Consider the following 19,559-nt stretch of genomic DNA (forward strand, 5'->3'; position numbering starts at 1 on the left):
ACACCCATTAGTTCATCATCTTCAGCTAATGTAAGTGCAATGATTCCACCTTTTCTAATATTTTTAAATGCATCAAGATCTGTCTTTTTAATTTGTCCTTTTTTAGTAATCATTGTTAAAAATACATTATCTTGTTTTTTCTGAACTGGGAATACCGCACTTATTTTTTCATCTTTATCGAGTTGCAAAAGATTAATAATAGCCATGCCTCGTGCTGTTCTTCCTGCTTCAGGAATTCTATAAGCTTTAATCTTATAAGCTTTTCCTTTATTTGTGAAGAACATAATTTCATCTAAGTTGCTTGTTACAAATAACTGTTCAATGAAATCATTTTCAATAGTATTAACACCTATAATACCTTTGCCACCACGATTCTGTTGCTTATACGTATCTAATGGAATACGTTTGATATAACCTAAATGAGTCATTGTTACAATTACTTGCTCTTCATCTATTAAGTCTTCAATATCAAAATCATCGTCAGATGCAGTGATATCAGTTCTTCTTGCATCTGCATATTTATTACGTATTTCTTCAATTTCTTCTTTGATAACTTCATATAATCTATATTCATTACCTAAGATTTCTTTGTAGTAAGCAATTTTCCCAAGTAAATCTTCATATTCTTGCTCTAACTTTTCTCTCTCTAATCCAGTTAAGGCTCTAAGACGCATATCTACAATAGCTTGTGCTTGTATTTCTGTAAGCACAATTTCTTCCATAATACGTTCTTTTGCTTCTTGAACTGTTTTAGAAGAACGAATCAATTGAGTAATTAGATCAATCTTATCTAACGCTTTTCTTAAGCCTTCTACAATGTGTGCTCTATCTTCTGCCTTTTTAAGGTCATATTGAGTTCTTCTTGTTACAACATCTTTTTGATGTTTTAAATACTCTTCTAACATTTGCTTTAGATTAAGTACTTTTGGTTTATCATTTACAAGAGCTAACATATTGATACTAAAAGTATCTTGTAACTGAGTGTATTTATATAATTGATTCAGAATAACACTTGGATTTACATCTCTTCTAAGTTCAATTACGATAGTCATACCATTTCTATCAGATTCATCACGAAGATCTGTAATACCATCTATTTTTTTGATTTTTACAAGCTCTGCAATTTTCTCAATAAGCTTAGCCTTATTAACCATATAAGGTATTTCTGTTATAAGAATACGTGATTTACCACCATGCATCTCTTCAATTTCTGCAGTAGCCTTAACTTTAACTTTACCTTTACCTGTACGATAAGCTTGGTCAATCCCATATCTTCCTTGAATTGTAGCCCCTGTTGGGAAGTCTGGTCCTTTAATGATTTCCATGAGTTCTTCAACTTCTGTCTCACGTACTTCATTTTCTTCATTAAGTCCCATATAGTTATTAATCATTTTCACAACACCATCTACAACTTCACTTAAGTTATGTGGTGGAATATTAGTAGCCATCCCTACAGCAATACCTGATGATCCATTAACTAATAAGTTTGGAAATCTTGCTGGTAATACTACTGGTTCTTTTAAAGATTCATCAAAGTTTGGTCTGTAATCAACTGTTTCTTTCTCTATATCAGCAAGCATAGACATTGTAATTTTACTCATTCTTGCTTCTGTATAACGCATGGCAGCTGCACTATCTCCATCGATATTACCAAAGTTACCATGTCCATCGACAAGTGGATAACGTATAGAGAAATCCTGTGCCATTCTAACCATAGCATCGTAAATGGAGGAGTCACCATGAGGGTGATATTTACCCATGGTATCCCCAACAATACGTGCTGATTTTCTGTATTGCTTATCTGGCCCTAAGTTTAACTCATCCATTGCATATAAGATTCTTCTATGAACTGGTTTTAAACCATCTCTAACATCTGGGAGTGCACGAGATACAATAACACTCATAGCATAATCTATATAGGATTTTTTCATTTCTTGCTCAATATCTACTGATATAATTTTATCATAACTTTCATTGAATTCGTCCATTTTATTCCTCCTCTCCTACTATATATCTAAGTTCGTTACTTTCGGTGCATATTCATGAATGAATTCACGTCTAGGTTCAACTTTATCACCCATAAGTGCTGTAAATATTTCATCAGCTGCTGCTGCATCTTCAATATCGACTCTTACAAGTGTTCTTGTTTCTGGATCCATTGTTGTTTCCCATAGCTGATCTGGATTCATTTCTCCAAGACCTTTGTAACGTTGCATTCTTGAAATACCTGTTCTACCGATTTCTTCAAGGATTTTTTCTAATTCTCTATCATCATAAGCATAATGCTTTTTCTTATTTTTCTCTACTAAATAAAGAGGTGGTTGTGCAATATATATAAACCCATGATCAATAAGTGGTTTATAGTATCTATAGAAGAATGTTAAAAGAAGTGTACGAATATGAGCACCATCAACATCGGCATCAGTCATAATAATAATTTTGTGATAACGTAATCTATTTACATCAAAATCTTCACTAATTCCTGCACCAAATGCAGTAATCATATTACGAATTTCTTCACTTTCTAGCATTCTATCAATTCTAGCCTTCTCTACATTTAAGATCTTACCTCTAAGTGGTAAGATAGCCTGTGTTTGACGAGATCTTGCACTTTTAGCTGAGCCACCCGCAGAATCCCCTTCGACTAAATAAATTTCACATTTACTTGCATCTTTCTCAGAGCAATCTGCTAATTTTCCTGGTAATGCTGTACTTTCAAGTACACTTTTACGACGAGTAAGTTCTCTTGCTTTCCTTGCTGCATCACGTGCACGTGCTGCCATTGTTGCTTTTTGGATAATCATTTTAGCAACATTTGGATTTTGTTCTAAGAAATAAGTAAGTTGTTCAGTAAATACACTCTCTACTGCTCCACGTGCTTCACTATTTCCTAATTTGGTTTTGGTTTGTCCTTCAAATTGAGGTTCACCTATCTTAACACTAATAATAGCTGTTAAGCCTTCTCTAATATCTTCACCACTTAAGTTAGTATCTGCTTGCTTTAAAAGATTCATTTTTCTTCCATAATCATTTAAAGTTTTTGTAATTGCTGACCTAAAACCAGATAAGTGTGTTCCACCTTCTGATGTATTGATATTATTTACAAAGCTATAAACATTTTCAACATAACTATCATTATGTTGGAAAGCTACCTCAACATTGATACCATCTTTTTCACCTTCACCGTAAAAAATTTCTTCATAGATAGGTGTTTTGTGTTTATTTAGATGGCTAACAAATTCTTTAATTCCACCTTCATAGTGGAATACTTTATGTTTATGCTCTTCTCTTAGATCTACTAATTCAATTCTTAATCCTTTTGTTAAAAAGGCTGTTTCTTGCAAACGTTGTTTAAGTACATTGAAATCATATATTGTATCTTCAAAGATTTCATAATCAGGTTTAAAGTGTACAAATGTACCTGTTTTATCTGTATCATCTACTACTGTAAGAGGACTTACTACATGCCCACGTTCAAATTTTTCTTCGTGAACTTTTCCTCCAGTGTATACTTTTACCACAAGCCATTCAGATAACGCATTAACAACTGAAGCACCTACACCATGTAGACCTCCGGAAACTTTATAGCCTCCTCCACCAAACTTGCCTCCTGCATGAAGTATAGTAAATACAACCTCAACCGCTGGAATTCCCTTTTGTGCGTGAATACCAACTGGAATCCCACGTCCATTATCTAAAACAGAAATTGAGTTATCTGGATGGATAGAAACAACAATAGTATCACACTCTCCAGCTAATGCTTCGTCAACGGCATTATCTACTATTTCATAAACTAGGTGGTGAAGACCTTTTGAAGAAGTACTACCAATATACATACCTGGTCTTTTTCGTACCGCTTGCAGCCCCTCTAATATTTGTATTTGATTTTCATTATACGTTGCTGCCATAATAAGATCTCACTCCTTTAAATTTTCGAATATGCATAATATACCAAACTTCATTATACCTCAAAACTCTTTCAAAGGCAAACTTTGTCAATATATGGTGCCTTTTCTGACATTATATAGTTTACCAATTTTTTGGCTATTCCATACACTTTGTTCTACACCTGTGCATGTAATTAGTGTTTGGATATTTTCTGTGTATGAAAATAAATATTTTTGCCTATTATCATCCAATTCTGATAATACGTCATCTAATAAGAGTATAGGCGACTCTCCTAGATGCTCTTTCATCAAGTAAAGTTCTGCTAACTTCATAGATAAAACTACTGTACGCTGTTGCCCTTGAGATCCATATACCTTTACATCCATACCATTAATCAAAAACCTTAAATCATCTCTATGAGGACCTACCGAGCTACTTTGAGTCATAATGTCCTTTTGTCTATATTTACTTATTTTAGTTTCTATATGTTCACTTAAGACGTTAGGTTCATAAACCACTTCAAGTTCTTCTTTTCCACCAGATATATCTGCATGTATTCTTTTTGCAACGTTATTAATTTCTTGTATAAACTCTTGTCTACGATTAATGACTTCCTTTGCGTACTCTACGTATTGCATATCCCATATATCTAGCATCTCATTATTAGGATTCTGATGAAATTGCTTAAGAGCATTATTCCTTTGTTTAAGCACCTTATAATATTGCTTAAGAGCATAGTAATATAGTTTATTAAATTGGCATAACTCAATATCTATAAAACGTCGCCTCTCCTTAGGACTTTTTTTAATCAATTGAAGATCCTCTGGTGAAAACATTACAACTGTTAATGTTCCGAATAGTTCACCTAATTTTGCTACAGGCATTTTATTAATAGCAACAGCTTTTCCTTTTTGGGTAAGATGAAAATCTATTTTATCCTCAAATGTTTTCTTTTGTACATCTAAAGTAATATGTGCAGCCTGTTCATTCCACATAATGACTTCTTTTTCTTGAGATGTTCTATGCGACCTAGCTGTAGCACATAAGTAAATAGCCTCTAATATATTTGTTTTACCTTGTGCATTGTCTCCCTTAAAAATATTGATACCATTATCAAGTTTTAACTGCACTTCTTTATAATTCCTAAAATTACTTAAAGTGATTTCTTGAATATACATGAGGCCTCCTCTATATAACTTCTACTGCTTATATAATTTCGTAGTCATTTCCATCAAATTCAACCTTATCACCAACTCTAATCTTTTTACCTCTTTGAGTACAAATTTCTCCATTAACTAATACAAGACCTTGTGCAATTAACATCTTTGCTTCTCCACCACTTTGCACCATTTCAGCATATTTCATAAGCTGGTCTAATTTGATAAATTCTGTTGTAATTTTAACTTGTTTCATAATATTAATTTCTCCTTTAATTTAAACTATTTTTCATATAGGCAATAATCGCTCTATGTTTCTAGATAAAGAAACAAAGAGCGATTATTGTTATGTCTTATCTACGCATTGAGACGAATTGGTAAAATAAGATATTTATAATGATCACCCTCTATTGGATGAATGATACAAGGGGTTAGTGATGAAATAAAAGTAATACTTACTTCATCATCATCAATAGATTTTAATGCATCAATAAGGTATTTAGGGTTAAATGCAATACTTAAGTTATTACCTTCAAGTTCGATAGCTACTTCTTCAAGTGCAGTACCTAATTCTGCTCTTGATGTAATAATCATATTATCGCCATCTATTTCAATTTTTATTGGATTCTTCTTACCTTCTCTTGAAATAAGTGCAGCACGTTCAATACTCATTAAAAATTCTTTACGATCAACTTTTACCTTTGTTTCATAATCAGAAGAAAATACTTGTTCATATTTTAAAAATTCACCTTCTAATAAGTTCGAAACAACTTTACTTTCACCTAAATCAAATAAAACATGTTTATCTTCAAAATAAATATCCATTTCATCATGTTCATCACTTGAAAGAATCTTACTAATCTCATTAAGTGTGCGTCCAGGAACGACAACTTCACATTCCTGATTCTCAGTTGAGATAGGTATGTTCCTGTATGAAATACGATATCCATCTACAGTAACCATACGAAAACTATTATCTTTAAGTTGAATCATCTCACCAGTAAGGATTGGTCTTGATTCTTCTTGGGCAACAGAAAAAATAGTTTGTCTAATCATATCTTTAAACACTACTTGTGAAATTGTATATTTATTCATTTGCTCTACCTTAGGTAAATCAGGGAACTCATCTCCTAATTGTCCTGCTATTGAGAACTTTGATTTTTCACAAATAATATTAGTCATATGATTTGAGCTAGTTGAAATATCTACCGTTTGGTTCGGCATTTTTCTGATAATTTCAGAGAAGATTTTTGATTCAAGAGCAATAGAACCTTCTTCTAAAACTTCAGCTTCAATAGTACTTTCAATACCAAGTTCTAAGTTATACCCAACTAATGTAACTTGATTGTTATGAGCTTTGAGTAATATACATTCTAAAATAGGCATTGTTGTTTTTGTTGAACAAGCTTTAAGTACAGTATTGATACTATTGAGTAGTAGATCTTGTTTACAACGAATATGCATGTGGATAATCTCCCTTCGAAAATCTTTTATAATAATTAAAGTAATTTAGCAATGATAGTAATAGGGGCTGTTGATAATGTGTATAACCATTAAAAACCTATATTTTGTGGATAAAAGTCCATGTATATAGGCCTGTGGATTATGGGTGTGTATTAAAGTGAGTTATCAACAGTATTAACAAATAAAAAAAATTAAAATAAATATCCACACCTCATCAAGATAGAATTCACATGAGGGTGTGAATAATTATTTTCCTGTTATTTTATTCTCTAATTCAGTAACAATTTGAGATAGCTCAATATCTTTAGTTAAATCTTTAGAGATCTTTTCAAAACCATGAATAATCGTTGTATGGTCACGACCACCGAATTTCTCACCGATTTTTGGGAGTGAAAGATCTGTAAGTTTTCGACATAGATACATTGCAATTTGGCGTGGATAGGCAATATTTCTAGTACGTTTAGCTGATTTAAGCTCATCTACTTTAAGATGGAAGTAGTCAGCAACAATTTCTTGAATATAATCAGCTGTAATGATCTTAGGTTTGTCCTTAGAAATAAGATCTTTAAGTGCTTCATTAGCTAATTCTACAGTAATAGGCCTATTGGCTAGAGAAGAAAAAGCAAGAATGCGATTAAGTGCGCCTTCAAGTTCACGAATATTAGAGATAACGGTTTTAGCAATAAAAAGTAAAACATCTTCAGGAACAGAAAGACTTTCAAGTTCAGCTTTTTTTCTAAGGATAGCAATACGTGTTTCTAGATCAGGGCTTTGAATATCTGCAATAAGCCCCCATTCAAAACGAGAACGTAAACGATCTTCTAAGGTTTCAATTTCCTTAGGGGGACGGTCACTCGAGATAATAATTTGCTTATTAGCTTCATGTAGCGTATTAAATGTATGGAAGAACTCTTCTTGAGTACGTTCTTTACCTGCAATGAATTGAATATCATCAATTAATAAAACATCGATATTTCTATATTTATTACGAAAAGCTTCATTTTTGTCATCTCGGATAGAGTTAATAAGCTCATTAGTAAACTTCTCTGAGGAAGCATATAATACCTTTGCACTAGGGTTTTGATCTAAGATATAGTGTGCAATAGAATGCATAAGGTGAGTTTTACCTAGGCCAACACCTCCATATAGGAAGAGGGGGTTATACGCACGAGCAGGTGCTTCAGCAACAGCAAGAGCAGCAGCATGTGCCATGCGGTTACTATTACCTACAACAAAGGAATTAAATACGTATCTTGGATTTAGGTTACTTCTTATATTTAAAGGGTCTTCAATAATGGCTTCTTTCTTTGGAGAAGGTTTTTTAGATACATATTGGCCATCTTCAGACACAACAACAAAGTCAAAGTTATATTCTTTACTGAGAACCTGAAGCACACTATTCTTAATAAGCTCGAGATAACGAGTACTTAGAATTTCTTTATTAAAGTCATTTTTTACGCTGATTACCATAGTATTATCAAAAATATCTATAAGCTTTGTTTCTTTGAACCAAGTGTTAAAGCTAACAGATGAGGTTTCGGGCTCAATAATACTGAGGATAGCGTTCCATTGGTCATCATAATGGTGCATCATACAAAACTCCTCCTACAAATACACAATTTATTCACAAGTTATTTTAGTATTGTCAACATGTGATTAATTTAATCAATTCTTATAAACAATATGGGACTAATTTAAGTAAGTAATCAAAAAAAATATGAAAGTCTCGTTAAAGGATAAAGTTATCCACTTAAAAATAAGTATAAATTTGTTAAAAAATAAGGAAAAAACGAATAAAATATATGTTATACACAAGTTTATCAACAGAATGTGAATAACTTTAATATTTCAACAACTTATACACAACTAAAATAATAATATCAAAATAGCTGTTGAAAAGCAACAGATTTAGAAAAATATCCACAGGTTGGTGTATAAAAGTTTCGTGGATATTTTGATGAAAGAGTGACAAAAAAGTACAAAACATGACGAAAAGTAATAAATCAAATCATAAAAATTCCCAGAAATAGATGCTTGACGAGTTTTTAGAAATCTTCTATACTATGAATAGTGCTTATTTGTTCAATAACTCTATATAGAGTTGTGTGTGCGAATTTTTATTTTATATTATTTAGTGTTTAGTTATGTGCATATTATGTGGCGACTTTATTATTAATATAAGGAGGTGCTTCATAATGAAAATGACATACCAACCAAAAAAACGTCAAAGATCTAAAGAACATGGTTTCCGTAAAAGAATGAGAACTAAAAACGGTAGAGCGGTAATTGCTAGAAGAAGAGCAAAAGGTAGAAAAAAATTAACAGCATAAGAATTAAGGCCGCCAATGGTGGCCTTCTTTTGCATATCTAAGGAAATTTAGGAGTATAAATAATGAAATATACAGTATCTCTTAAGAAAACACCTGAGTTTAGAAATGTCTATAGAAGAGGAAAATCTGTAGCAAATAGATTTCTTGTTCTATATAAGTATAAGAATGGAAAAGAGATTAATAGGTTAGGCATATCCGTAAGTAAAAAAGTAGGTAATAGTGTTGTAAGAAGTAGAGTAACAAGATTAATACGAGAAAGTTACAGACTATCAGAAGAAACTATTACGCAACCTGGATGGGATTTTGTTATTGTAGCGCGTACAGCAGCAAAAGAAGCTAGTTATCAAGAAATTGCGGATGCATTAAATCAATTAGTAAAACAACAAAAAGTTTTTAAGGAAAATTCATAACAGTCTTACAAAAATATGGTAATATAATATAGAGTTATATGACATATAGAGTGAGTGTAAGGTTTGATATTTCAGTTCCTATTAATTCTACCATTTTAATATACATTTCTAAGATTAGGTGTATATTTTTATTTTGTGTGTAATAATTAGAAAAGGTAGTTTTTGGAGAGATTAAGAGGTATAATAATGAAGAATATATTGCAAAGAATGGCTTTGAGGGCTATTCGAGGTTATCAAAAGTATATTTCACCCCTCTTTGGTGCAAAATGTAGGTTTATACCAACCTGTTCAGCTTATACGTATGAAGCGATTTCGGTGCATGGTGTTTTTAAAGGAAGCTATCTTGGGCTTAAAAGAATATTAAAATGTAATCCACTTCATAAACCTATGTATGATCCAGTACCACCTAAAGAGAAAAAATGTCAGTAAGTCAATAAAATACCTAGGAGGAACCCAATGGGAATTATAAACAACTTTTTTGGCATGATCCTCAATCTTATATTTGAGGGTGTAGCAATGATTACACCGGTGTGTACATTAGGTATTACCATTATTGTATTCACTATTGTAACAAGACTTTTACTTACACCGCTACAAGTTAAACAAATGCGCACAACACGTGCCATGTCTAAAATTCAACCAGAATTACAAAAAATCCAAAAGAAATATGAAAATAAGAAAGACCAGCAATCTCAGATGGCATATAGTCAGGAAATGCAAGGACTTTATAAAAAGTATAAAATCAGTCCATTTGCAGGGTGTTTACCAATGCTTATTCAATTCCCACTGATTATTGCTCTTTATAATGTACTGAGACAGCCAAGCACATACATTACAAAACTTGGTGAGTTATATACTCAAATTGCAGATGTACTAGCTAATAATGTGACAAATGTAAGTGATGTAATCAATAAGATATTAGAGCAAATTCCACTTAGCCAAAATGCTATGATAGAAATTCAAAGATTAGGTGAGAATGTAACACTTGCGGATACATTGAGTCATTTTACTACAGATCAATGGGCATTATTACATCAAAATGTATCACCTCAGGTTTTTGCATTATTAGAAAAATTATTAGAAGCTAAACATGGATTTGAGTATTTCTTAGTAAACTTAGTAGATTCACCAGCTCAGCTTGTAGCAAACGGTCAATACTTGGCATTTTTAATTCCAATTGCAGCAGGTGCATCAACATTTATCTTTAGTAAAATTACAATGGCAGCGAGCCAACCAACACAAGGGACAGATAATAATCCAGCAAACTCTATGATTAAGACAATGAATATCATTATGCCAATTATGATGGGGGTATTCTCATATCAAGTAGCAAATGGTTTAGCATTATACTGGATTGCAAGTAACATTATCATGATGGTTCAACAAATGTGGGTTAATAAATATGTTGATAAGCAACAGGCTATTTTAGAAGAGCAACTCAGAAAAGATAGAGAAGCTGAAATGGCTAAAGCAGGAGTTAAAAAGAAAAAGAAGAAAAAACCAAAACCACCAACTGAGGGTGGACAACCTGTTGAAGCAAAAGAAGGAACACAAGAAGAGAGTGCTAAGAAAGTAAAGCCAGCTACTGAAGATGGACAACCGGTGAAGAAAAAGAAAAAAGTAGTTAAAGATCAGACATCAGAAAATACAAAACAGGATTAATAAATCTGGGGGTAGATAATAATGATGAGTGTAGAAAAAACTGGCAAAACAATAGATGATGCTATAACCGAAGCTTTAATAGAACTCGGTGCAACAACAGAAGAAGTTGATGTTGAGATTTTAGAGAGAGGCTCAAAAGGATTTTTGGGGCTTGGTGCTAAATACGCTAGAGTAAGAGTAACACTTAAAGAAATATCCAGTACCCAAGATAAGCTACAATCTGCCATTAAAGAAGATGTCTTAGTTGAAATAAAAGAAACAATTAAAGAGGATTTAAAAGAAGAAGTTAAGGTAGAACATAAGAAAACTGATCTTAATGTAGATGATGCCATTAAATCAGCAACAGAGTTTTTAAGTTCTGTGCTTAAAGAAATGGGAATCCAAGCAGAATTTGAATCTAAAGTTGAAAATGAAAGAGTCTATATCAATATTTCAGGTAATAAAATGGGAATGGTTATTGGTAAAAGAGGTGATACACTAGATGCTTTACAATATCTAACAAATATTGTAGTTAATAAAGGCCATAATGATTACGTTAAGATTATGTTAGATACAGAAGATTATCGTAGTAGAAGAGAAGAGACCTTACGCAAAGTAGCCTATAAGTTTGCTAAAAAAGCTACTCAAACAAAGCGTCCAGTTATTTTAGAGCCAATGAATCCATATGACAGAAGAATTATTCATTCTGCCTTACAAGATAGCAAGCATGTAAAAACACATAGTGAAGGTAAAGAACCTTTTAGAAGAGTTGTAATTACACCACTACATGTTAATAAATCCTATAAATAGTTTTAATAAAGCAGCAGGGCATTCTTTAGAGAAGGCTCTGCTGCTTGTCTATGTATAGAATATAGAGTATAGTAATCTTTAGAGTTAAGCTGAAAGGAGCTTGTTTTATGATTTATAATGATACAATAGCGGCTATTTCCACTGCTCCAGGAGTAGGTGGAATTGGTATTATTAGAGTAAGTGGCATGGATGCTATCCAAATTGTAGATGAAGTTTTTAAAGGTGCAAGTAAGAAAACACTTCAAGAGTCACCTAGTCATACTATTCACTATGGCCATATTGTGAATAAAGAAGGTAAAGTAATAGATGAAGTACTTGTAATGTTAATGAAAGCTCCAAAAACATTTACACGTGAGGATGTAGTAGAAATAAATTGCCATGGTGGTCCTGTACCATTAGAAGCTGTTTTAATGGAAGTTATTAGAAAAGGGGCAAGACTAGCAGATTCAGGTGAATTTACTAAGAGAGCCTTTTTAAATGGACGAATTGATTTAGCTCAAGTTGAAGCTATTATGGATATAATTGAAGCAAAAACAGAGGTATCATTATCTCAAGCAGTGAATCAATTAGAAGGTAAACTTTCTAAACAAATTAAAGAGTATCAAGATACTTTAATTCAGATTATAGCGCGTATTGAAGTATCCATTGATTATCCGGAATATGATGAAGATGAACCGCTTGCAAATGACTTTGTGGATGAAATTAAAGCATTAAATGACCAACTTAAGAAGTTACTTGCAACTGCTGATACAGGAAAAATGATCCGTGAGGGAATTAAAACTGCTATAGTAGGTCAGCCTAATGTAGGTAAATCTTCACTCTTAAATGCTTTATTAGAAGAGAATAAAGCCATTGTAACAGATATACCAGGTACAACTCGTGATGTTGTAGAAGCATATCTAAATATTGATGGTATGCCATTTGTATTATTAGATACAGCAGGCATTCGTGAAACTGAAGATATAGTAGAAAAAATAGGTGTAGAACGTTCTAAGGAGTCTATTGAAAAGGCAGACCTTGTATTGATGCTTATAGATAGTTCTAGGGCGTTAGATGAAGAAGAATTGAATATTATTAATGAACTTACTAATAAAACTGTTATTTTTGTTCTTAATAAAATAGACTTACATTCAGTCATTACCCAGGAAATTTTAGAACAATATACAAAAGGTCAACCTATTATTCAAATCTCAGCAATGAAACAAAATGGATTAGATACATTACGACAAGCGATGAAACAATTTATTGTTAAACAAGGTATAAGTATTGGACAAGAGGCAACAATTTCTAATCAGAGACAAAAACAAAGTTTAGTTAAGGCTATAGAAAGTTTAGATAAAGTTGAGGATACGATAGATATAGGTATGCCTGAAGACTGCATAGCAATTGATTTACATGATGCATACGGTCATCTTGGAAATATTGTAGGAGAAGCGCTTAAAGATGAAATTATAGGTGAGCTATTCTCAAGATTTTGTTTAGGAAAATAATAAAATAGCCAATTTAGGAAAGATGTGTTATAACACTTCTTGATTAAAAAGGTGTATAATAGAAAATATTTTTGATAAAGAACAATTAATATAGTTTATAATTATAGAAAAATAAATATTGAACAATCAAGGAGGTTCACATGACATATATTGCAGATACAATTGATATTGCGGTAATTGGCGGTGGACATGCTGGATGTGAAGCTGCACTTGCAGCAGCACGCATGGGTAAAAAAACGATTATGTTTACCATGAGTTTAGATAGTGTAGCGATGATGCCTTGTAACCCAAATGTTGGGGGAACATCTAAAGGACATCTTGTAAGAGAGATTGATGCACTTGGTGGAGAAATGGGAAAAAACATTGATAAAACCTATATTCAATCTCGTATGCTTAATACTGCCAAAGGTCCAGCTGTACACTCACTTCGTGCGCAAGCAGATAAGAAAAAGTATACAGAAGAAATGAAAAAAGTATTAGAGAATACACAAAATCTAGCCATTAAGCAACAAGAAATAGTGGAAGTATTAGTAGAAGATAATAAAGTAATAGGTGTTGTAACAAATAGAGGTGCTATTTATAATTGTAAGGCAGTTGTTCTTGCAAGTGGAACCTACCTAAAATCACGTTGCTTAACAGGCGAAAATATTGAATATACAGGCCCTAATGGACTTAAAACTTCTACAGTACTTAGTGAGCAACTTAAGGAGCTAGGAATTGAAATTAGACGTTTTAAAACGGGAACGCCAGCACGTGTAGATGCCCGTACAATAGATTTTAGTAAGATGGAACCACAACATGGTGATGAAAATATCGTACCATTTTCTTTTGAAAATACAGAGGAAAAGATTAAACGTGATCAACATCCTTGTTATTTAACATATACAAATGAACGAACACATCAAATAATTAGAGATAATCTTCATCGTTCACCGCTCTATTCAGGTGTAATTGAAGGAACAGGCCCACGTTACTGCCCTTCTATAGAAGATAAAGTAGTACGTTTTGCTGATAAAGACCGTCATCAGGTATTCTTAGAGCCAGAAGGTGAAGACACTACAGAGATGTACGTACAAGGAATGAGCTCATCTCTTCCAGAAGAAGTGCAACTTGAAATGTTACGTAGTTTACCAGGTATGGAGAAGGTAGAAGTAATGCGTACAGGATATGCAATTGAATATGACTGTGTTAACCCACTTCAACTAAAACATTCATTAGAATTTAAACATATTGATGGCTTCTTTAGTGGTGGTCAAATGAATGGTAGTTCGGGATATGAAGAGGCTGCTTGCCAAGGACTTATTGCAGGTATTAATGCAGCACTTAAAGTTGAAGGAAGAGAGCCACTTATTATTGACCGTTCCGAAGGCTATATTGGAGTTCTAATTGATGACCTTGTAACAAAAGGTACGAAAGAACCATATCGTATGATGACTTCAAGAGCAGAATATCGATTATTATTAAGACAAGATAATGCAGATCTTAGATTAACTGAAAAAGGATATAAAGCTGGATTGGTACCAGAAGAACGTTACAATATATTTGTTGCGAAGAGACAAGCAATTGATGAAGAACTAGAAAGACTTAAAAATACTTATGTAGGAACAAGCGAGAAAGTACAGGCTATTATTGCCGCTAAAGAAAGTACACCACTTCGTTCAGGTATTGCATTAAGTGAACTCCTTAAACGCCCAGAATTAAGCTATAATGACTTTAAAGAAGTAGATGAGACAAGACCAGAACTTCCAGCAGAAGTCATAGAACAGGCTATGATAGAACTCAAATATGAAGGGTATATTTCTAGACAGCTTAAACAAGTAGAACAGTTTAAAAAGTTAGAAAAGAGACTTCTTCCAGAAGATATTAACTATGATGAGGTATATAGTTTAAGGCTTGAAGCAGTACAGAAATTAAAAGAAGTACGTCCAGTATCTATAGGACAAGCATCTCGTATTTCAGGGGTATCTCCAGCAGATATTTCAGTACTTCTAGTCTATTTAGAACAACAAAAAAATAGAAACTAGTTTAATGAGGATAATCTATGGATATTAAAGAACAACTTATAGAAGGTGCAAGAAATTTAAATGTTCAATTAACAGATCAACAAGTAGAACAACTTATACAATACAAGGAAATTCTTGTTGAATGGAACGAAAAAATGAACTTAACAGCTATAACAGAGGATTTTGAAGTTATTACAAAGCATTTTCTAGATTGCTTAACGGTACAAAGTAGTATAGACCTAACAAAAGTAGAGACACTTGTAGATGTTGGAACAGGAGCAGGGTTTCCAGGTCTTGTACTTAAGATAGCTTTTCCTAATGTAAAAATTACGCTTATTGATTCACTGAATAAACGACTTAAATTCTTACAACACGTTATAGATACATTAGGATTGCAAAATATTGAATGTGTTCATGGAAGAGCAGAAGATTTAGGAAAAAATAAACTATACCGTGAAAAATTTGAAGTATGTGCTTCAAGAGCCGTTGCTAATTTAGCAGTATTAAGTGAGTACACATTACCTTTTGTAAAAAAAGGTGGCTATTTAATTGCTTTAAAGGGACAAAAATTAGATGAAGAGTTAGTAGAAGGTGAAAAAGCAATTAAAATTTTAGGTGGAGAAATCGATCAAATTTTTGATGTAGTAGTTCCTTATACAGATCTTAATCATCGTATTGCAAAAATAAAAAAAGTTAAAGAAACGCCTAGAAAGTTTCCAAGGAAAGCCGGTGAACCAACTAAAGCGCCTCTTGGACAAATACAATAGTTTATTAATTTAATAATTATAGAAACAGCTAATTTTATCTTATCAATCTATTTAGAGAGAAAAGATAGAGTTAGCTTTTTTAATGTAAAAAAAGAGATAAGTGTTCAAATAGGCACAGGTTAGATATATAATGATATTATTAGACAATATAATAATAAATGTCATTGTATAAAAACAAAAATTACTCTACTTATTGTAGTTTTTGGTAATATAATATGATATACTAATATTTACGATTGTACAATGAATAGTTCAAGAGGGGAGTATTACCAAGATGCAAAAAGAATTAACGATACAATATATAGCCGTGGATCGTGTAAGACCTAATCCATATCAACCTAGAAAAGTCTTTTCACAGTCTGCTTTAGAAGAACTTGCACATTCAATTGCAGAACACGGTTTAATGCAGCCTATTACAGTTCGTATAATAGGTAACTCCTATGAGCTTATAGCAGGGGAAAGAAGATTAAAAGCATCTAAGTTAGCTGGGCTCACTGAAATACCAGCGGTAATTGTAGAAGTAACAAATAAAAATAGTGCTGTCCTAGCACTTATTGAAAATCTTCAAAGAGAGAACCTTAACTTTTTAGAAGAGAGTGAAGCATTTTTAACAATTATGCAAGACTATGGATATACACAACAAGAACTTGCAAAAACACTTGGGAAAAATCAATCTACAGTAGCAAATAAGCTTAGAATTTTAAAACTTTCATCAGCTGTAAAGAAGAAACTTATTGAATACAACTTAACAGAGCGACATGCAAGGGCACTCCTTAAACTACCAACAGAAGAACTTCAATTAGATGTTGTTGAAAAGGTAGGAAAACAAGAATTAAATGTTAAAAAGACAGAACAAATGATTGAACAAATTCTTGTACAGCTAACTCAAGAACAGGCAGAACAAAAGAAAAACAATCAAAAATTCAGAGCCTTTGTAAGAGATATAAGATTATTTACAAATACAATTACGCAGGCAGTTGATATGATTCAACAATCTGGCATTGATGCTAAATATACAATGAAACAAGAAGAAGACGGATATGAAATTCGTATTAAAATACCAATGAATAAATAAGACAGCTTTGGAATTGCAAAAAAGTAGTATCATAAATATGATACTACTTTTTTGATGTTAGAATCAGAAGTCATCAACATCTACTTCTTCACCATAGCGAACGGTGTTAATAGATGCAAAACCATCATTAAAATCGGTACTTGTGATAAAGATACCATCATTACGAATAGGAGAAGGCCCATTAGGCTCTGTATTACAGTCTTTTAAGATTGGAACATGAGTAATAGGTTCACTAGTTGTAGTTTTAGATATAATAGATTTAGATTTTTTCTTAGACATAAGAGGCTCCTATTTATAGAAAAATTTATTATGATACTAGTTAAATTAGTATATGCAATTAAAATGTTTAAATACGCTAAAACTAGACAATGCTTAGAATAGTACCTTGCTATCTAATGTATAATTATGTACAATAGAAATTATGTATAAAGGCCTATTCAAAAAAAGTCTAGTAAAAGGAGATCGGACATGAGTGATTTTAAATTAGAAATAGCTAAGTTATTAAGTTCACATATTGCTTGTTTAACACAAGACGAAATATACAATATGATAGAAGTACCTACAAATACTGATATGGGAGATTATGCATTTCCTTGTTTTAAACTTGCAAAAGAGTTAAGAAAAGCACCACCAATGATTGCACAAGATATTGTAGGACAAATTGGTGAAGTAAGTTACTTATCAAGAGTAGAAAATGTAAATGCTTATATTAACTTCTTTTTAAATAAAGAAGACTTAGTAAAAAGTGTACTTGAACGTGTTTTAGCAGAAAAAAATCAATATGGATTAGAAACAGTTAAGGATAAAGGAAATGTAGTAATTGATTATTCTTCACCTAATATTGCAAAACCATTCCACGTAGGACACCTTCGTTCAACCGTTATTGGACATAGCTTATATCGTATTTATGAAGCCTTAGGATACAATTGTATAGGTGTAAATCATTTAGGAGACTGGGGAACTCAATTTGGTAAGCTTATCGTAGCTTATAAAAATTACTCTAGTAAAGAAGCTGTTGAAGAAAAAGGTATTGCTGAACTTCTTAGAATTTATGTATTATTCCATGAAGAAGCAGAAAAAAATCCAGAGCTTGAACAAGAAGCACGTGATTACTTTACAAAAATGGAACAAGGTGATGAAGAATCTTTAGCGCTGTGGAGCTGGTTTAAAGAAATTAGCTTAAAAGAATTTGAGCGTGTTTATAAAATGCTTGGAGTAACATTTGATAGTTACAATGGTGAAGCATTTTACAATGATAAAATGGCTGCTGTTATTGAAGAATTAGAGAAAAAAGGCCTTATTGAAGTAAGTGAAGGTGCTAAAATTGTACGTTTAGATGATGAAAATATGGCACCATGTCTTATTACTAAAAAAGATGGTAGTTCACTCTATGCAACACGTGACATTACAGCGGCAGAGTACCGTAAAGCCACTTATGATTTCAAAAAATGTATTTATGTAACTGCACTTCAGCAAAATCTTCACTTTGCTCAGTGGTTTAAAGTAATTGATAAAATGGAGTATGATTGGGCTAAAGATCTTGTACATGTGCCATTTGGTATGGTAAGTATGGAATCAGGATCATTATCTACACGTAAAGGTAATGTTCTTTTGTTAGAAGATATCCTTAAAGAAGCTGTAGATAAAACAAGAAAAGTCATAGAAGAAAAGAATCCAGAGCTTCCAAATAAAGAGGAAATAGCGATGCAAGTAGGTATTGGAGCTGTTATCTTTGATGATATGTATAATAACATTATCAAGGATATTCAATTCTCTTGGGAGCGTGTATTAAACTTTGATGGAGAAACTGGTCCTTATGTACAATATACTCATGCAAGAGCATGTAGCGTACTTAGAAAAGCAGGTATTGAAAAAGGGCATGATTTTGGTTCTATAGATTACAGTATTTTAACTGATGAAGCAACAGTTAATGTAATTAAAGAGTTGGCTGATTTTAAAACAACAATAGAAGAGGCAGCAAATAAATATGAACCATCATATATGGCAAGATATGCTGTAGATGTAGCACAAGCATTCAATAAATTCTACCATGACAATGCTATTTTGGTTGAGGATGAAAAAGTAAAAGAAGCAAGACTAGCAATTGTTATGAGTATTAAATATGTACTTGAAAATGCACTTTATTTACTAGGTATTAAAGCGCCAGAACAGATGTAAAATATAAAAACAGGATTAATTATAGTAATTAATCCTGTTTTTATATTGTGGAAAACTTTATAAAAAATAAAATAAAAAATATTGTGGATAAATATTAGGAGTTTATAATAAATAAATATTATTAATTTAAAATAGAATTATCCACATGAAAAAATAAATTATAAAAAAAACAACTTATCAACAACCCTGTGAATAAGTATAAAATTCTATAAGTATTGTAAATAATGAATTAGATTAATTAAAATATTAAATTATCCACAAGTATTAAGATAAAAATTAGATTACAAATAACATAAAATGAAATAAAAGAACAAGCCTAATAATATAAATAAATAAGCTTGATAAT

At 32.1% G+C, this 19,559-nt stretch carries 17 protein-coding genes (1 of these 17 only partly in view); 10 read left to right on the forward strand and 7 right to left on the reverse strand.

Annotated features, from left to right (window positions below; all coding sequences use genetic code 11):
- From gyrA to dnaA, 6 genes are all read right to left on the reverse strand, one after another.
- Nucleotides 1-1,988, reverse strand: the 5' portion of a protein-coding gene (gene gyrA / locus BN2390_RS02635) for a DNA gyrase subunit A (RefSeq protein ID WP_053982796.1). It extends 508 nt beyond the left edge of the window; 1,988 of the gene's 2,496 nt are visible here — the first part of the coding sequence; its start codon is at nt 1,986-1,988; its stop codon lies off the left edge, out of view.
- 18 nt (nt 1,989-2,006) lie between these two features.
- Nucleotides 2,007-3,908, reverse strand: coding sequence for a DNA topoisomerase (ATP-hydrolyzing) subunit B (gene gyrB / locus BN2390_RS02640; RefSeq protein WP_053982797.1), 1,902 nt, complete (start codon nt 3,906-3,908; stop codon nt 2,007-2,009).
- Between the two features lie 87 nt (nt 3,909-3,995).
- Nucleotides 3,996-5,066, reverse strand: coding sequence for a DNA replication/repair protein RecF (gene recF / locus BN2390_RS02645; protein ID WP_053982798.1), 1,071 nt, complete (start codon nt 5,064-5,066; stop codon nt 3,996-3,998).
- Nucleotides 5,067-5,094: 28 nt separating this feature from the next.
- Nucleotides 5,095-5,301 (reverse strand): S4 domain-containing protein YaaA, encoded by a 207-nt coding sequence (yaaA, locus tag BN2390_RS02650; RefSeq protein ID WP_053982799.1) that lies wholly within the window; start codon nt 5,299-5,301, stop codon nt 5,095-5,097.
- Between the two features lie 101 nt (nt 5,302-5,402).
- Entirely contained in the window at nt 5,403-6,509 is a 1,107-nt protein-coding gene (dnaN, locus tag BN2390_RS02655) for a DNA polymerase III subunit beta (protein WP_053982800.1), read from the reverse strand.
- A 246-nt stretch (nt 6,510-6,755) separates the two neighbouring features.
- Nucleotides 6,756-8,102: a chromosomal replication initiator protein DnaA gene (dnaA, locus tag BN2390_RS02660; protein WP_053982801.1), complete on the reverse strand. Its 1,347-nt coding sequence runs from the start codon at nt 8,100-8,102 to the stop codon at nt 6,756-6,758.
- Between the two features lie 602 nt (nt 8,103-8,704).
- Between dnaA and rpmH the strand changes: the two genes are divergently transcribed.
- The 9 genes from rpmH (at nt 8,705) to noc (ending at nt 17,035) form a co-directional block, all read left to right on the forward strand.
- Complete coding sequence (rpmH, locus tag BN2390_RS02665; protein WP_053982802.1) at nt 8,705-8,839, forward strand: 50S ribosomal protein L34; 135 nt, start codon at nt 8,705-8,707, stop codon at nt 8,837-8,839.
- Between the two features lie 62 nt (nt 8,840-8,901).
- Complete coding sequence (gene rnpA, locus BN2390_RS02670; protein WP_053982803.1) at nt 8,902-9,249, forward strand: ribonuclease P protein component; 348 nt, start codon at nt 8,902-8,904, stop codon at nt 9,247-9,249.
- Nucleotides 9,250-9,435: 186 nt separating this feature from the next.
- Nucleotides 9,436-9,678 (forward strand): membrane protein insertion efficiency factor YidD, encoded by a 243-nt coding sequence (gene yidD, locus BN2390_RS02675; protein WP_053982804.1) that lies wholly within the window; start codon nt 9,436-9,438, stop codon nt 9,676-9,678.
- A gap of 27 nt (nt 9,679-9,705) precedes the next feature.
- Entirely contained in the window at nt 9,706-10,911 is a 1,206-nt protein-coding gene (locus tag BN2390_RS02680) for a YidC/Oxa1 family membrane protein insertase (protein WP_053982805.1), read from the forward strand.
- Nucleotides 10,912-10,932: 21 nt separating this feature from the next.
- The gene (gene jag, locus BN2390_RS02685; RefSeq protein WP_053982806.1) at nt 10,933-11,700 is read left to right on the forward strand and encodes an RNA-binding cell elongation regulator Jag/EloR; all 768 of its coding nucleotides are present in this window, start codon (nt 10,933-10,935) and stop codon (nt 11,698-11,700) included.
- Between the two features lie 107 nt (nt 11,701-11,807).
- Complete coding sequence (gene mnmE / locus BN2390_RS02690) at nt 11,808-13,190, forward strand: tRNA uridine-5-carboxymethylaminomethyl(34) synthesis GTPase MnmE (protein ID WP_053982807.1); 1,383 nt, start codon at nt 11,808-11,810, stop codon at nt 13,188-13,190.
- A 140-nt stretch (nt 13,191-13,330) separates the two neighbouring features.
- The gene (gene mnmG / locus BN2390_RS02695) at nt 13,331-15,214 is read left to right on the forward strand and encodes a tRNA uridine-5-carboxymethylaminomethyl(34) synthesis enzyme MnmG (RefSeq protein ID WP_053982808.1); all 1,884 of its coding nucleotides are present in this window, start codon (nt 13,331-13,333) and stop codon (nt 15,212-15,214) included.
- A 17-nt stretch (nt 15,215-15,231) separates the two neighbouring features.
- Nucleotides 15,232-15,960 (forward strand): 16S rRNA (guanine(527)-N(7))-methyltransferase RsmG, encoded by a 729-nt coding sequence (gene rsmG, locus BN2390_RS02700; RefSeq protein ID WP_053982809.1) that lies wholly within the window; start codon nt 15,232-15,234, stop codon nt 15,958-15,960.
- A 274-nt stretch (nt 15,961-16,234) separates the two neighbouring features.
- On the forward strand, nt 16,235-17,035 hold the full coding sequence (noc, locus tag BN2390_RS02705; protein ID WP_053982810.1) for a nucleoid occlusion protein: 801 nt from the start codon (nt 16,235-16,237) through the stop codon (nt 17,033-17,035).
- Nucleotides 17,036-17,098: 63 nt separating this feature from the next.
- Here the strand turns inward: noc and BN2390_RS02710 are convergent, their stop codons facing one another.
- The gene (locus BN2390_RS02710; RefSeq protein ID WP_053982811.1) at nt 17,099-17,314 is read right to left on the reverse strand and encodes a hypothetical protein; all 216 of its coding nucleotides are present in this window, start codon (nt 17,312-17,314) and stop codon (nt 17,099-17,101) included.
- A gap of 189 nt (nt 17,315-17,503) precedes the next feature.
- On the opposite strand from BN2390_RS02710, the gene argS reads away from it, so the two are divergent.
- The gene (gene argS / locus BN2390_RS02715; protein ID WP_053982812.1) at nt 17,504-19,213 is read left to right on the forward strand and encodes an arginine--tRNA ligase; all 1,710 of its coding nucleotides are present in this window, start codon (nt 17,504-17,506) and stop codon (nt 19,211-19,213) included.
- Nucleotides 19,214-19,559: the final 346 nt, after the last annotated feature.

Origin of the sequence: Niameybacter massiliensis (assembly GCF_001282685.1) — a bacterium.
Classification (GTDB): Bacteria; Bacillota; Clostridia; order Lachnospirales; family Cellulosilyticaceae; genus Holtiella; species Holtiella tumoricola.

Excerpts from the sequence above, each read along its gene's own strand:
- gyrB (WP_053982797.1), bottom strand. The coding sequence starts at position 3,908 with ATGGCAGCAACGTATAATGAAAATCAAATACAAATATTAGAGGGGCTG.
- recF (WP_053982798.1), bottom strand. The coding sequence starts at position 5,066 with ATGTATATTCAAGAAATCACTTTAAGTAATTTTAGGAATTATAAAGAA.
- yaaA (WP_053982799.1), bottom strand. The coding sequence starts at position 5,301 with ATGAAACAAGTTAAAATTACAACAGAATTTATCAAATTAGACCAGCTT.
- dnaN (WP_053982800.1), bottom strand. The coding sequence starts at position 6,509 with ATGCATATTCGTTGTAAACAAGATCTACTACTCAATAGTATCAATACT.
- dnaA (WP_053982801.1), bottom strand. The coding sequence starts at position 8,102 with ATGATGCACCATTATGATGACCAATGGAACGCTATCCTCAGTATTATT.
- rpmH (WP_053982802.1), top strand. The coding sequence starts at position 8,705 with ATGAAAATGACATACCAACCAAAAAAACGTCAAAGATCTAAAGAACAT.
- rnpA (WP_053982803.1), top strand. The coding sequence starts at position 8,902 with ATGAAATATACAGTATCTCTTAAGAAAACACCTGAGTTTAGAAATGTC.
- yidD (WP_053982804.1), top strand. The coding sequence starts at position 9,436 with ATGAAGAATATATTGCAAAGAATGGCTTTGAGGGCTATTCGAGGTTAT.
- BN2390_RS02680 (WP_053982805.1), top strand. The coding sequence starts at position 9,706 with ATGGGAATTATAAACAACTTTTTTGGCATGATCCTCAATCTTATATTT.
- jag (WP_053982806.1), top strand. The coding sequence starts at position 10,933 with ATGATGAGTGTAGAAAAAACTGGCAAAACAATAGATGATGCTATAACC.
- mnmE (WP_053982807.1), top strand. The coding sequence starts at position 11,808 with ATGATTTATAATGATACAATAGCGGCTATTTCCACTGCTCCAGGAGTA.
- mnmG (WP_053982808.1), top strand. The coding sequence starts at position 13,331 with ATGACATATATTGCAGATACAATTGATATTGCGGTAATTGGCGGTGGA.
- rsmG (WP_053982809.1), top strand. The coding sequence starts at position 15,232 with ATGGATATTAAAGAACAACTTATAGAAGGTGCAAGAAATTTAAATGTT.
- noc (WP_053982810.1), top strand. The coding sequence starts at position 16,235 with ATGCAAAAAGAATTAACGATACAATATATAGCCGTGGATCGTGTAAGA.
- BN2390_RS02710 (WP_053982811.1), bottom strand. The coding sequence starts at position 17,314 with ATGTCTAAGAAAAAATCTAAATCTATTATATCTAAAACTACAACTAGT.
- argS (WP_053982812.1), top strand. The coding sequence starts at position 17,504 with ATGAGTGATTTTAAATTAGAAATAGCTAAGTTATTAAGTTCACATATT.